Consider the following 14,125-nt stretch of genomic DNA (forward strand, 5'->3'; position numbering starts at 1 on the left):
ACTGATAACCGAAAAAGGAAATCATAGCAAAGGTAAAAGTCGTGAGAATGGAAAATAAATAATACTTCAAATTAAAAATAAGACCATTGAAGCAAGATTATGAAAGATATACATTATTATTTTATTCTGAATGTCGGTGCAGCCGATGGTGGGGAAGTTACCCATGCGATGTTTCAGGGAAAGATAGAATATAAACCGGGAGCTTTTGACGCTTTTTGGGATAGGGATGAAGCGGTTTCTCGATTAGAAAGTGAAGAGATCCGCAAACAGATGGTAGAGTTAGGTGTGCAGATGGAAATTGTACAGATACCTTAACCGGAATAATGGTTTTATAAAGCTTGTATTGGATGCTGGATTTTAAATAATCCATTCTCCGGAATGACGTACATAACTTACCGGATGAAAATAAATATCTTCTTTTTCGGCCTATAAGTACATAGTCTTATAAGGCTGTTCAGCTCTTTGCAAATTTGCTCACATTTTTCTTTTGGGTAATGTGGCAAATCACCGAATGCTTCGTATGGGACAAAGGCAAATCTCTTATCGTCCCACATGACAGGTGTATAACTCTGTTCCATTTGTTATTTGAAGTAAGGATAGCTGGCAGATTCCAATATTTCTGTATCAGTTGGGTAATCCGTCACTATTCAAGTGCGCCTGTGCGAACTTCCGTAGGTTCGTTTCGGCAATGCACTTTTCATAGATCTCATCCAATACTTCTTGCATATTTTCTACTTTTTCGAATTTTAAGGGGCTGCCGTTTGTTGCGGCCTGCCTTTCCAGTTGCTCGATGATACTGGGAAATATCCCACGCAATAAACCGACGGTAGCTACGGCTGTAGCTGGTTCTACCTCTATTGTAATCTTTTTCTTTTCCATATCGTTGTATTATGTTATCAAAAGTAATAATTATTAGGATATTGGTAAGCATTTCTTCTGAAAAACTTTTTAAAGATATTGTTTTAAGATGGCATATTGTGTTTTTGCGTTCACGCAGTATTCTTTCCCACCCTCCCCTTTATCGGAATGACTGTTCTCATTTCCGGTTTACCCGTAGTCATCCGCTATGCGGCTGATTATGGGTAAACCAGAAAAGAGAAGTTCCAAACGTGGGCGGGATTGCAATGGTCATCATCCGGAGCTTCGGCATTGCCGAAACAACCTCCTTCTTTCGTATTGTAGCCCCTTCCTTTTACCGTTTGTCCCGGCAGTCCTTTGCTAACCCGTTCCCCCCCTGCCACTTGTGGCAGGGAGATAGGAATACGGTTTTGCCTGCAAAACCGTATGGTTTGTTTTACTTTCCGTACTGCCCTTTTCCTTGTTTTCTGCCTCCCCTAATGTGCGTTTTTCATAGCCCCATCTGAGACCCTTTGTTTTTGAACGGCAAATTTATTTCGGTGGATGGATACGAAAGAGTTCCGGTCTTCGCCCTTTGTTCCGAAAAAAATAACGCCGGACGGCTTCGCTGTCCCCAACATTTTTTGTCGTCCAAAACTTTTCTCAATCCCTCCTTCCTTATTGATGCGTGCCGTAAAAAAAAGGCTCATAAACTCAGATGGGGCATGAAAGCTCAAAAAAAAAGTCGGCAGAAAGAAAAGGCCATCCCGGAAAGGGGTTTTAAAAAAAGGTCTTTAAATCTAGCTGAAGCATAAAATTAGAAGTTTAACAAACTAAGTAGCAGAAGTATAGGCAAATCATTCAATTTGTTTTTTCGGTCATCATCGCTCTTTGTGCAGTGGCTATGTTTGTCGGAGCGGTAATAACGCCAAGTCCGATAAAGGTTGTGTCGGTTACGTTGTTGTCTCTTATTTGCCTATTCTCCTTGTTTCTCGTGAATTTGGCTTATTGTGAAATGAAATCTAAAAATGATATACTATGAAAGTGTCAGAACAATTTAAAAGTACCATCAAGGCATACCTTGATAATATGGCAGCGGTGGATAGTCTGTTTGCTCCAGTCTATCAAAAAACTACAAAGAATATAGATAATTGCATTACCTATATTTTAAACCAAGTGAAGAAAAGCGGTTGCTGTGGTTTTAGTGATGATGAAATTTTTGGTATGGCATTGCACTATTATCAGGAAGATAATATTGAGGTGGGTAGCCCATTGAAATGTAATGTAGTTATAAATCATCATGTTGAATTGTCAGAGGAAGAAAAGAAAGCGGCTCGTGAGACTGCTATCAAAAAATTGCAGGAGGAAGAATTGGCAAAGTTGAAGAAGCGTCAACAAGCCAAACGTGAGAACAACACCGAAGTACAAACCCAGTTAACTCTTTTTTGATATGAGACCCAAGACAAAATTACAAATGGAAATCGTGAATGGGAGCAGGAAGTTAGCTCCCGTTTCAGAGGCTCAAAAGCGTTATGCCTATAAACATTGCTTTGTGCATTATTTCAAGCGTGATGCAAAAGGGAATTGCTTTTGTTTGGATTGTGGGCATACATGGCGGGATAAGGAAGATAAGAAAAACTGTAAATGTCCTCATTGTGGTATGAATCTGAAATTGGAGAATAGTAGGAAAAGAACAGCTGTATATAAAGAATATTTTTGTGTGATTACTACATACAAGCAATATCAAGTTGTTCGTTTTTTTATGGTCAATACTCCGTTAATAATCTCGTAATCGTTTGAATATAAGTAAGTTGATTAACAAAACATAACCAAATAAAATTGGCTAAGTGTCTGTTTTTTTAGTACCTTTATAGTTTATTCAAGACTTAAAAAGTATGACATTTTCAGAACCACTTAGCCAATATGAGTAGATCCTCAAGAATGCAATTCGTGCATCAATGAAAGAATCTGGTGCAAAGTTAGCAAAAACTTTCCAGACTCTACTCATCGAGATACTGACTTTATATATGATTCTACCCAGAAAGATAAACTTCACACAGATGGCTCGCTACGGCAAGCATGGCGAGCAGACCTATCGTCAGAATTTCAACCGTAAGAAGAAAGACTGCATCGATTGGCTTCTGTTGAACCTGTCTCTTGCAAGGCGTGTGCTGGATATGGATGGCTTACTTGCCATTGCCATAGACCCGTGCTATATCAGCAAGGCCGGGAAAAAAACTCCTCATATCGGACGGTTCTGGTCGGGATGTGCAGGGGCGGTGAAGCACGGACTTGAAATCATGGGCATCGGTTTACTGGATGTTGTCAACAACAAGTGCATGATGCTGCGTGCCCATCAGACAATAGGAAACTCCGCGCTGAAGATGAGGAACAAGACACTCGTCGAATATTACATCAGTGTTATGAAGCGGTATTCAAAGAAACTGCTGAGTATCACTGATATAGTAGTGGCTGACGCTTTTTTCTCCACATCCACGTTCGAGAAGGGCATGTCGGAGCTTGGCTTCTATATAGTCAGCCGCTTCCGTGACAACGCTTGTCTGCATTACATTCCCAAGAAGGAAAAGAAGCGTGGACGACCAAGGGTTAAGGGAGACAAGATTGACTTGGCAAACCTCAACCTCTCATGCATGGAAGAACTGCACATTGACGGACTGGACGGAAAGGCGTACACCCTCGAGGCTTATGCCAAGGCTCTGAAAAGGAGGGTGCGACTTGTCATCTGGCGAATGCCCGGCGGAAAGTGCAAGTTGTTCTTTTCGACAAAACTCTCAATGACGGGTGAGGAAGTATTGAAGACTTACCGCACTCGTTTCCAGATAGAGTTCTGCTATCGCGACAGTAAGCAGTTTACGGGACTTATGGATTGTCAGGCAAGACACAAGAGACAGTTGGACTTTGCGTTCAACGCATCGTTCGCCTCACTGAATGCCGCCAAGGTCTTCATGAAAGACAATGGTATGGACAATTCCATGGCAAAAATTAAGTCGTTGATGTTCAATGCGAACTATACGAAATTAATTTTCGACATGTCTCGATGCCAACCGAACCGAACTTTAATTAGTAAGATTGTCAAAGAACTCATTGGATGGCAGCCTAAGGCTGCGTAGCCATATACTCAAATTTTAACGAACTATTGACCGAGAAACAACATCAAAAACTTTGCAGAAGTCATCCGTAATACAGAAAATCTCAGTAACTTTGTCCTCGGTAATCATAGCAATTATTGTCTGTAAACTTTTGATATTTAACACTCTAAGATTACAACAATTTTTCGCTAATCACCATTTTTCAGGCACTTATATTTCGTCGAACTCACGTTAAATTATTTAATATACATACAATCTTGGATACTTGCTTAGACCTTATTGCTCTTCAATATACTTGCATGATTGTGATGGCCATGCTTGCATTTTTTGTGTTTGTGTCGCGCTACTATGTAACTTGCCGTAACAGACAGTTTGAGCAGTCGCGTTGGATGATTGTTGTGGCATTACTATTGTTTGTTGTACACTACATGTATCAGATGCGGTTGGGTTGGCGACAACAGGGGAACGATGTGGGTGTTCTGTTTAATCTGCTGTTTTATTCGCCTTCGGCTATTTTGTTGTCATGGTCGCAGCTTAATATTCTGCGCGCTGGGCATAGACGTTGGAGTTTTATGCGCTATGGCGTTGTTGGATATGCTCTTATGGTATTGTGCATAGTCGCAGGTGTTATTTCAAATGGCAGTCTGCATATTGGTCCTATGCTATATGTTGCTGATGCTATTCATTTCTTTACTCTATTGTATTATACATGGGCACCGCTGAGGGAACTTGGTAATGTTCAACGTCGGCTCGACAGTGAACATGGTAATCCTGCAGATGCCTACCTGCGCACTATGCGCTTTGGGCTTTTTGTGGTGTGTGCTTTTGCTGTAATTTCGCCTCTTTATATATTGTCGCGGCCGCTGCTCTTTGTCTTTGGACCTTTGGGATTGATTTCGCTTTCGCTGTTTATTGTTAGTTTTACGGCGCTTGGATTTAGTATGTCCGAGGGAGTAACTGAGATTGTTACCGAGACTAACGACGAGATAGCCGCTGCTAAAGTCTTTAGGGAGATTGGGCCTGAGCGTATTGCCGAAATAGATATGGCGGTAAGCAAATGGCGAAGCGAGGGCGGTTTTAGAGATAGCGACTTGACATTATCCTCGTTTGCTCGTCGCATAATGGTTAATCGTACCGACGTTGCTTCGTATCTGACTTCCATATATGGTAAGAATTTCCGTACATGGCTTTCGGGTATTCGCGTGGAGGAGGCAAAGGCACTCATGGCTGCACACCCCGAATATAGTAACGAGGTTGTTTCTATGGAGTGCGGTTTCTCGTCGCGTGTGTATTTTCAGCGTCTGTTCAAGGAAAGGACGGGCTTGACTCCCGCCGAGTGGCGCCGTCAACGGTAATATACTGGTTATGTGTGCGTTTGCTACTGAATGTAAGGTGTAACTTTTGTACGAAGGTTACATAATAAGGCAAAGTGTAACCTTTCTTACTGTGACGTATCCTTTCTATAAGAGTGACACATGAGTGATGTCTTTGAGGTTTTTGATGGTTGATGCTCCTGTATCTTTGCATGAGGAAATTCAAACAATTCAAACATAAATTCTCAAAAACAATTCACTATGCAAAAAAACTATCTTTATTTAATGGTGTGTGTCATAGGGGCTATGTCTTTAGCTTCGTGTTCCGAAGATTCTATTTCTCCTGATGCTGGTGGCGATGGCGATGGCGACAGCACTACCGAAGTGCCTTTGGCACAAGTTGCAAAACCCAAACCTAACCCTTGGCTTGCACAGGAAGAGTATAGTATTACGCACTTCAATTCGGCTCAGACTGATGCTTTCTCGTTTGCTGTCAAGGATGGAACTTTCAATATCGATCTTTCCAAGTGTCAGATGACATGGAGCGGTCCTGTTAATTTGATGACTCTTGCTTCGACTTCGCCCAATTATATGTGGGGTATGAGTAGCGACCGCGTGTCGTATCTTGACATAAGCGACGGCAAACTTGAAAGGGTTGCCGAGGCTGGCTTGCCAGGGATTACAATGAAGACCCAGGAGCAACTGACACGTATAATTGCCGATCATGCTACTTACGACGAACTTTCCAAGACGGTTACCGATATATTGGGTCCGGCGCCACAAATGTCTATGGCCAACGGTAATTATGTCTTGTGCGACAAGGATAACTATGCTTACACCAATGCAGGTCAGGTAATGGCACGCTATCGCCTTGCCAATCCTAATAATCCCAAGGATGGTATCATGTTGGATCATCAGATAAGACTTACGAATTTTACCTTCGGCTCTTTTACACTCGTAGGCGCTACTATGACCTATGACGGACACCTTGTTGTGGCTGCTCAGAACGGACTTCTTGTGCTGAATCGTGCTCTTACTACAATCGAAGATTCATACCCTCTTCCATCAGACCAGATTCTCACCAACTCTATCTGCATCGACGAGAATGGCGGTGTTTACGTAGCAAGTAACAGCCGCACACCAGGCGGAAAAGGCCTTATGCAGAAACTCATCTGCAAGGACGGCAAAATCTCCACCTCCCAGGCTGATGGTGCATGGCAAGCCTATTACGACGGTGGTCCGCAAGCACCATGTATCAAACTCGGACATGGCACTGGTTCAACGCCTACACTTATGGGATTTGGCCAAGACAAGGACAAGCTGGTAGTTATTACCGATGGCTCTAAGCGTATGAAACTGGTAGCTTTCTGGCGTGACGAAATCCCCTCAGACGCACAGCAAGTGGCAGGATACGACAAGCGTATAGCCGGAGTGCACGAGGTTACATGTGGTCTTGGAACATCAACAGAGTGGATACAGTCTGAGCAGTCTGTTGTAGTAGGCGGCTATGACGCCTTTGTTGTAAACAATATTAATGTTACCAATCAGGAAATAAACGACAAGATTATTGGTGTAATTGCTATTGGTCCTATTGTCAAAGGCCCTCAAGGTGCCGAGTGTGTACGTTGGAATACAAAGGAGAAAAAGTGGGAGAGTAAGTGGACGCGCAGCGATGTAAGTTCTGTAAGTATGATTCCTGCCGTAAGTATCAAGTCAGAGATGGTATTTGTATGTGGCTGGAACGATGCTTCGGGCTGGGAAGTTACAGGACTTGACTGGAAGAGTGGTGCCACACGTCACCGCAGCATATTGGGCAAGAACAACCGAGCCAATGGTGCCTACGCCATCATTCAGTATCTTGCTAACGGCGACCTTTTATTCAACTCTGTTGCCGGACCAATCCGCGTAAAATATTGAGATAATTTAATCATCATATAACAGTTATGTCAATACTTCACTAAAAAATTACCGAAGTATTGTTATGGTGGACTGTCGGCTGAAAAAAGGCTCTCCGGCTAATTACTTTATAATTGAGGCGGTACAGTGTTGGATGAATAAAGAGGGCAAGACAGAAACGCTGTCTTTGCTGCGAGGCATGTCTATATTTTATTATGATGCATGGATATATGGAAGTTCTTTGGAATTGCGTAAGCGGAATGTGCATCATGACCGTATTTATGATATTTGCCCGGCGGTTATCTATCCGAGAATGAAAGTGATACCCGAACTTACGAGGAATGGATTTAAGGGTGCCTTTTATGATATTTGTCCGAGTTCCTTCTTTATGACATTATTAACTGATAATCGGATGGAGATATTATATAAGGCAGGGCAAATGAATTTGTTCTTGAGATTTTTAGAGAGAAAATACGGTATGGATAAGTATTGGACATATATAAAAATCTGTTTAAGGCATAACTATGTGATACATGATGCGGACTTGTGGCTGGACTATGTGGATATGCTGATAGAAAATAAATTAGATGCGAGAAATCCTCATTATTTGTGTCCGTTAAATGTAGAAGAAGCGCATGATTGGGTGATGGGGAAATGTAAGAAAAAATATTCTGAAAAGGATGAAAAAGACTATATTGCTGCCAAATCACGTTTCTTTAATCTTTCGTTTGCGGATGGAAATATTATGGTTCGGGTATTGGAAAGCCTTTCGGACTTTTATAAAGAGGGAAAGTTGCTGCATCATTGTGTATTCAGCAACGCCTATTATAAGAGAGAAGATTCGTTGATAATGTCGGCAATGGTGGATGGAAGGCGCATGGAAACGGTGGAGTTTTCACTTAGCAGGATGGAGGTGTGCCAGTGCCGTGGAAAGTCTAACCAATTATCAGCCTATCATGATCGGATTCTGAATTTGGTACGGGATAATATACCGTTGATAAGAGAAAGGATGGTAGTGTAATGAATAGCCCACACATTTAAATGTGTGGGAGTTCTTTTTGGGAATACGCCCCAAAAAGAACCCAAAAAACGTTGTCGCTACAACACATCGTTACGCTCGGATTATTTGCTTGCCGACTTTAGTTTTCCGATACATTTTTCCTTGTCGGGGGACAATAGGAAAGAAGCCGTCTTTTTCTGCTGCACCCCTGAGTGTGGCTGGATGATGGCATACCTGCATTTTAATATCTTGCCGATAACTTCCGTACTGTCACGGTGCAGGTAGTTGGCTTTCATGGCATCCGTTGCTTTCAGGCTTTTTTCGGCTTCCATATAGGCGGAAAAGGACGGTTTGAATAGGGCACGGGGACTTTCCGCTTTCTGTATGACAGCGGATAATTGTGCGCTTTTGTTGTTCAGATAGCGCAGGCTGTCCGATACGGTGACATCTTCTGTTTCCAGCACTTCCAGTAGTTCGAACTTTAAATCCGTCCAGGTACCGTGAGAATCTGTCTGAATCCATTCTGCAATGGCTTTCTCATAGCCGGGTTTGCTGCATGAGGAAAAGGCAATGAGCAGCATATAAAAAAATAAGTGCTTGATATTCATATTGACCTGATTTTATTGGTTGTTGTATTTATGTGATTGAGCAAATCTATGAGGTTACTGGCCGCCATCCGTGGAGGTATAGATACCACACGAGACTTTCAAATCATCGTTCCAATCCTTGTTTTCCGAAAGTTCGACGTTCTTCAGTTCCTGTACCTTGTTGCGGAGTTCATCGTTGCTCAGGCTTTCGACATCAGTCGTATCGCCATGAAAGTAACGATGCAGCCATAGGGTGTATTTGTGTCCTTGCTTGTCGTTGTCAAAGATGCTCCGAAGCTCCTTTACCTGGTTTTTGTCAAGAATCAGGCGTAATAGCCTCATTTGTCCTTCCGTGAATGTCCCTTCCGTAGATACATATACGAGATTGAGGTCGCTTCCGGAATGGCATAGCTGATAGTGGGAGATACAGTCGATAAATGACTCCCCGATGTATAGAATGTCTATCGGGCGGCTTTTGTCATGGTTGCTGGTCGCCAGACAGTCGAACTTGCCACCGAGAATACCCTTGAACGCCTCATTCCGCTGTGAAATGGCTTGTACACCGTTTTCATTGTACATCTTGATACACACGTTTCGGTAAACACTCCCTTTGTTCTTTACTTCACGGATAAAGAAAGTGTCTTTGAAGAACCGGCTTTCGATGCTTTCTTTCAAGATACCTCTTTTTGAGAGATAGTTTCCTTTGTAAGTTTGCAGTTGGCGTAGGTAGAAATGCAGTTCGTCCGTTCCCATGCTTGTGTTACCGACTTCATACCGGCTTTTTTCGGGTGTCGTGATGCGGTTGGTGTTGATGTAGTTCTGAAGGATCTCTCCCACCTCGCGCAAGGTCGGCATTTTTCCGGTTGTTTCAAATAGATGTTCCTGCATCAGATCCATGATGCTTCGGCCACGCACGCTGTCGCTATGCACGTCCCAATAGGTATATTGGTTCTGTGAGTTCCGCTTGATGACGATGGTATGCGTTCCGTTGCTCATTTTGGGACAAGAGTTGGAAGAGCCTTCCACGATTTTCCATCCCAGCTCCAGCAGGAAATCGGGCAGAGAAATGGTTGTTTTTATCTGATTGAAATCGACTTTCATACGATTGACTGGATTAGTTGAATCTCATTTTATCTGAGTTTAGATTATAAATGAGAAAGATTATCTTTCATAAAGATAATAAATATCATCTAAATACGAAAGAGAAAATATATGTTTTTTTGATTTTATTTCACGGTACTGTAAACCAAATCTACCGTGTTGTCTATACTGGGAACGGCCTCTAGCTGTTTACTCTGGTTGAACACGCTTTCACCGTCTTTCTTTACTTGCAGGGTGATGGTTGCGTTCTCTTTGGAATAGAGGATGCCTTGGACGGTAATTTGGCTGACTGGCTTTTCCGTACTGTATTCCACTTTATCGGTGAAGGTCTGATCTACGGAAAATGCGGAGGTGCCGGTGCGTTTGTTCCTGAATTTCACGCCGTCAAGATTGTATATATGTACACTGCCTTTGGGTGAGGTGCCGGTTACGGCTACGGTGATGTGATACATACCGGCTTTGTCTGTTTCCGGTTGGATTTCCTCTCTGTTGCATGAAGCCGCCAATAAGCAGGCTGCCACTAATAATGAATGGATTTTTCTCATGGTAGGATTCTTTTGTTGAATGTTATCGGATGATTTTTTGTTCTGTCTTATGTGTCCCGGCTGCCGGAACTGCTGACTTTTCTTTTAATTTGTCCTCTATCTTTTTAAGGATAGCGTTGACATCTTCAATGATTTTAATGTAGTTCTGCTGGATAATCTCTTCCAGGATTTCCAGTTCCATCTCTTCTTTGCCGTTGCCTAGTTTGACCGGCAAGGAGAAACGGGGTATCTCCTTCTCTTCAAAACGGCACATATCCATCTGCACGTTGAAGAATGGCGGCTTGCCTCCGGCAATCTTGCCGATGAAGTGCCCGGCTGCTTGCCCGGCAATGTCCCTTGCCTTTAAGACCTTTTCTTTTTGCAGGCTTTCCGTTACGCTGCCGCTTCCACTTGTCTGGTGGGAATAGGATTCCTGTGCCTCTTTTTTCTCGCCAAGCAGGTTCTCAATGTCCTTGGCCGTCTTCTCGTTTCCGGTCATGCCGTAGGCTTGTGTTCCGCAAGAGGCTTTCAGGATGTTGGCACTCTTCTCTCCATAGTCCCTGACCGCTTGGTTGAAGTCCTGGACGGCAAGGATGGTGGCGACATTGTGTTTTCGGGCGGTACCGATGAAGGTGTCGATGCCTTGTAACAGGATGGTCGGAAATTCATCTACCATGAATACGCTGGTTGCTTTGCCGGGATTGTTCATCTGCGACATCAGTACGCTGCCGATGCAGGAAATGGCGGGAGATACGGCCTCCTTGATGGTGGGCGCATTGCCTACGCATAACAGCGTTGGGTGTTCCTTGTTGGTTATATCCAAAGAGAACTCTTCTTCGGGAAGTGGTGACAACACCCAGAAGATGTATTTGTTGTTCAGGAGTACCAGCGGAGTCTGTGCGGATGATACGGCTCCGGCTGTCTGCTGTTGTGCGCCCAACTTCCAGGCGGTCAGCATCGAGGACATGTTCAATGCGATTTCAGGATCTTCCGACAGCCAATGGAATACCAGGTTGCTGTCCGAAAGGGCAAGGGCTATCACATGGGGCAACGTACAGATGCCAAGCTCCCTCTCCTTGAAACATTTGTAGGCGATTGAATAGACGTAGTTAATGGCATTGTTGGCCCAAAAGTCTGTTTTTTCTTTCCAACTGGCTTCCAGATTTTTCATCAGCGTGATGATGATGTTACGGATGAATAGCGATTCGTTGCCCTTTGACATATATTTCGGAGAGAGTACGTTTACCCTGACCGTGCGTGACATATCCACGAAATTGATATAGGCGAAACGGGGTGTATCCACTCCTTTAGCCCGGAAGTATTCAATGCTTCCGTAGGCGATACGTGAGAGGATGGGTGACTTGTCCTTGGTGGGATCACCCTCCCAGTCGTACACGAATCCGGCATAGTTGCGCTCGGCGCACTGGTAGATGATTCCCTTGATCCAGCTTTCCGATTTACCGCTTCCCGGACCGCCGTCAATATAGACATTCTGCTGCGGCTTATGGATGACCAACGGCCCGGAGGCGGTCTCAAAGCGGAAGTAGAAAGCTGATTCTTCCCGGCTTAACCCGAAAATGCTGTCATCGGATTGGGCATGGCGCCGGATGAAATAAGGCAGAGTCTTGATGACAAGCAGCGTGTACGCCACAAACACAGTAGGAAACACAAATAGGTTATACCACGCTGATAACCGGCTGAATCCGATAACCAGCATGGATGCCGAAACCAATGTCATACTGGTGTAACCCCATTTCTTGTTTTCGTCTTTCACCTTGCCTACCGGGAAGAGAAAAGCAAGACCGCCGATCAGGATGACGTAGAGAAACCGGAATAGGGCATCCTTTTCCATCAGCCTTTCCCACATGGCCGGATTACGTAGTGGAGCGTATAATCCCGTAACGATAGCCCACTGAAACAGTACGGCTGTCCCGATGAGCGTGGATAGCAGGATCAGGATGAATGACAGGTCTTTCTTTTCTCTTTCCATGGCCGTTGCAGTTATTGGGGTTGTCCGGTTGCCGTTCCGTCACCGTTCTCTTTTTTCTCAGCCTTTCCCAGTAGCTCAATGCGTGAGACGGTCAGGCTGACGGATGGGATGTGGCTACCGTCATCCTTCTGGAATACATCGGCATACACATCGCCGCAGACATATACCTGTGTCCCTTTTTTCAGATACTCAAAGACCTTACTCTCGTAATTTACGAAGCAGCATACCCATAGGGTCTGTTCCTCGTTGTTCACGTTCTTGTACTTGGTGGATACATGGAAGTTGAATCCTTTTCCGTTCTTGTTCTGCCGGGCATCCGCACCGACATAACCGATAATTTGTCCTGTAAACATAATGATGGTTTTTAAAAGTTTATAATCCGAGCTGTGGCTCATTCGTATTTTTCATGGCCGGTTCCGCTTCCATGACAGGCAGCGAAATGCCGAAAGTGCCGTATAGTGTTTCAAGGTTGCTTGCCGTGGGATGGTTGGCGGCGAGGCTTTCCAATTGTCGGGATGAAGGAATAAAACCTTCATTCTTCATCTGCTCCAATACCGGACGGTTGTCTTGCAGGACGGCCAGCGTAAACCGTTCCTCCGGTGTGAGGTACTGTTCCATCCGTGAGGCGTGTTCCTGAATCATATTACTGGCTTTGCCTACATCGGCAAGGATGTTATAGATGAATTTGGGATCTTCTTTCAAGGCTCCCAGCCAGTGCTTCAGATACATGGCATTCTCTTCCCGGATATAGGTGGATATGCCCAGGCTTTGCCCGACGGTAGCGGAGGTGAGTTCGGCAACCAGTTCCTCTTTGGCATATTGCGTGTCTCCGAAAATCACGCCTTTTTCCCGGTTCAGATGCTCAGGCTCTCCAGTCGAGTGCGCCATCTCATGAAGTAGTGTGGAGTAAAAATTCTCTCCGTCCTTAAACTGCCCCTTCAGGGGTACGACAATATGGTTTTCTTCTCCCCTTGCATGGTAAGCACTATTTCCTTCCTTGGAATAAATGGGGCAGATCCATTGCTGTTCCCGTACCATCGCATCGATCAGAGGCACGGTGAGCATCCCTTGCTCATCCTTGATGGCCGGTATCTTGAATTGCTCCTTCAATGCTTCCCATTTCTCCGGTTTCGTTTCCTGAAGATTGGTCTGCTGTACGTTGAACACATTGTATGTCTTCAGAAACGGCGTGACCTTATATTCCTGCTGCTCGTTTTTATCCAGGTTCTTATATACGTCGAAAGGTATTTTCTTTCCGTTCTTGTCTCTTACTGAGAAATTCCAGTAAATGACCGGGAATGACTTTTCTCCTTTCAGTATGTTAAGGCCGCTGTCCTTGGCTTGCATGAAGGTCATATAGACCGGCAGGCTGTACTGCTCTTTTTCCGAAAGTAGAAACAACATGAAGGAATTTACTCCGTTGTAGGTTCTTCCCTCGATATTTTGCGGAAGTCCCCCACCCTTTATCCCGAACCAAGGCTTCTGCCAGTTATCTTCCACCTGCTTTATCTTCTCGATCATCAGTTCGGCGAAACGCTGTAATGCTTTGTCATTTGCTGTATCCATGATTTATTGGTATAGATTTCTGTTCTCGTAATCAAGCAGCCATTCTCTGGCCGTTTGGTTGTTTGTCTCTTGATGCTTGGCGGCCATCTCTTCTTGATAGGCCTGTGCAAGCTCTTCCTGTGTAAGTAGAAACTCTAAGTCACTGATTTCTCCTGCAATGTTTTTCTGTACTAATTCATCGTAATCCATAATTCCTGATTT

14 protein-coding genes are annotated in these 14,125 nt (G+C 44.1%); 6 read left to right on the forward strand and 8 right to left on the reverse strand.

The features are described from left to right. Positions 1-99 precede the first annotated feature (99 nt). Entirely contained in the window at positions 100-315 is a 216-nt protein-coding gene (locus tag ACESPU_RS20905) for a hypothetical protein (RefSeq protein WP_007844652.1), read from the forward strand. A gap of 309 nt (positions 316-624) precedes the next feature. Here the strand turns inward: ACESPU_RS20905 and ACESPU_RS20910 are convergent, their stop codons facing one another. Beyond that, positions 625-879 carry a hypothetical protein gene (locus tag ACESPU_RS20910; protein WP_009276895.1) on the reverse strand — a complete coding sequence of 85 codons (255 nt, stop codon included), beginning with the start codon at positions 877-879 and terminating at the stop codon, positions 625-627. Positions 880-1,875: 996 nt separating this feature from the next. Here ACESPU_RS20910 and ACESPU_RS20915 point away from each other — a divergent pair. The 5 genes from ACESPU_RS20915 (at position 1,876) to ACESPU_RS20935 (ending at position 8,177) form a co-directional block, all read left to right on the forward strand. Then, positions 1,876-2,286 (forward strand): PcfK-like family protein, encoded by a 411-nt coding sequence (locus tag ACESPU_RS20915; RefSeq protein ID WP_009276894.1) that lies wholly within the window; start codon positions 1,876-1,878, stop codon positions 2,284-2,286. Positions 2,287-2,864: 578 nt separating this feature from the next. Further along, on the forward strand, positions 2,865-3,968 hold the full coding sequence (locus ACESPU_RS20920; RefSeq protein WP_195283971.1) for a transposase: 1,104 nt from the start codon (positions 2,865-2,867) through the stop codon (positions 3,966-3,968). 236 nt (positions 3,969-4,204) lie between these two features. Then, on the forward strand, positions 4,205-5,302 hold the full coding sequence (locus ACESPU_RS20925; RefSeq protein WP_195283972.1) for an AraC family transcriptional regulator: 1,098 nt from the start codon (positions 4,205-4,207) through the stop codon (positions 5,300-5,302). Positions 5,303-5,521: 219 nt separating this feature from the next. Continuing rightward, positions 5,522-7,177, forward strand: coding sequence for a hypothetical protein (locus ACESPU_RS20930; RefSeq protein WP_010186304.1), 1,656 nt, complete (start codon positions 5,522-5,524; stop codon positions 7,175-7,177). 64 nt (positions 7,178-7,241) lie between these two features. After that, positions 7,242-8,177, forward strand: coding sequence for a PcfJ domain-containing protein (locus tag ACESPU_RS20935; protein WP_008781142.1), 936 nt, complete (start codon positions 7,242-7,244; stop codon positions 8,175-8,177). Between the two features lie 101 nt (positions 8,178-8,278). Here ACESPU_RS20935 and ACESPU_RS20940 read toward each other — a convergent pair whose 3' ends face one another. From ACESPU_RS20940 to ACESPU_RS20970, 7 genes are all read right to left on the reverse strand, one after another. Continuing rightward, positions 8,279-8,764: a hypothetical protein gene (locus tag ACESPU_RS20940; protein ID WP_009276834.1), complete on the reverse strand. Its 486-nt coding sequence runs from the start codon at positions 8,762-8,764 to the stop codon at positions 8,279-8,281. Between the two features lie 54 nt (positions 8,765-8,818). Next, positions 8,819-9,844 (reverse strand): toprim domain-containing protein, encoded by a 1,026-nt coding sequence (locus tag ACESPU_RS20945; protein ID WP_007844620.1) that lies wholly within the window; start codon positions 9,842-9,844, stop codon positions 8,819-8,821. Positions 9,845-9,969: 125 nt separating this feature from the next. Continuing rightward, positions 9,970-10,389, reverse strand: coding sequence for a hypothetical protein (locus ACESPU_RS20950; RefSeq protein WP_009276835.1), 420 nt, complete (start codon positions 10,387-10,389; stop codon positions 9,970-9,972). A gap of 22 nt (positions 10,390-10,411) precedes the next feature. After that, positions 10,412-12,358: a type IV secretory system conjugative DNA transfer family protein gene (locus ACESPU_RS20955; protein WP_009276836.1), complete on the reverse strand. Its 1,947-nt coding sequence runs from the start codon at positions 12,356-12,358 to the stop codon at positions 10,412-10,414. Positions 12,359-12,369: 11 nt separating this feature from the next. After that, entirely contained in the window at positions 12,370-12,753 is a 384-nt protein-coding gene (locus ACESPU_RS20960) for a single-stranded DNA-binding protein (RefSeq protein ID WP_008771429.1), read from the reverse strand. Next, positions 12,731-13,924 carry an ArdC family protein gene (locus ACESPU_RS20965; protein ID WP_009276837.1) on the reverse strand — a complete coding sequence of 398 codons (1,194 nt, stop codon included), beginning with the start codon at positions 13,922-13,924 and terminating at the stop codon, positions 12,731-12,733. The genes ACESPU_RS20960 and ACESPU_RS20965 overlap by 23 nt, the downstream gene beginning before the upstream one ends. A gap of 3 nt (positions 13,925-13,927) precedes the next feature. After that, positions 13,928-14,113: a hypothetical protein gene (locus tag ACESPU_RS20970; RefSeq protein ID WP_009276838.1), complete on the reverse strand. Its 186-nt coding sequence runs from the start codon at positions 14,111-14,113 to the stop codon at positions 13,928-13,930. Positions 14,114-14,125: the final 12 nt, after the last annotated feature.

The organism is Parabacteroides sp. 20_3 (assembly GCF_964238835.1).
Lineage (GTDB): Bacteria > Bacteroidota > Bacteroidia > Bacteroidales > Tannerellaceae > Parabacteroides > Parabacteroides distasonis.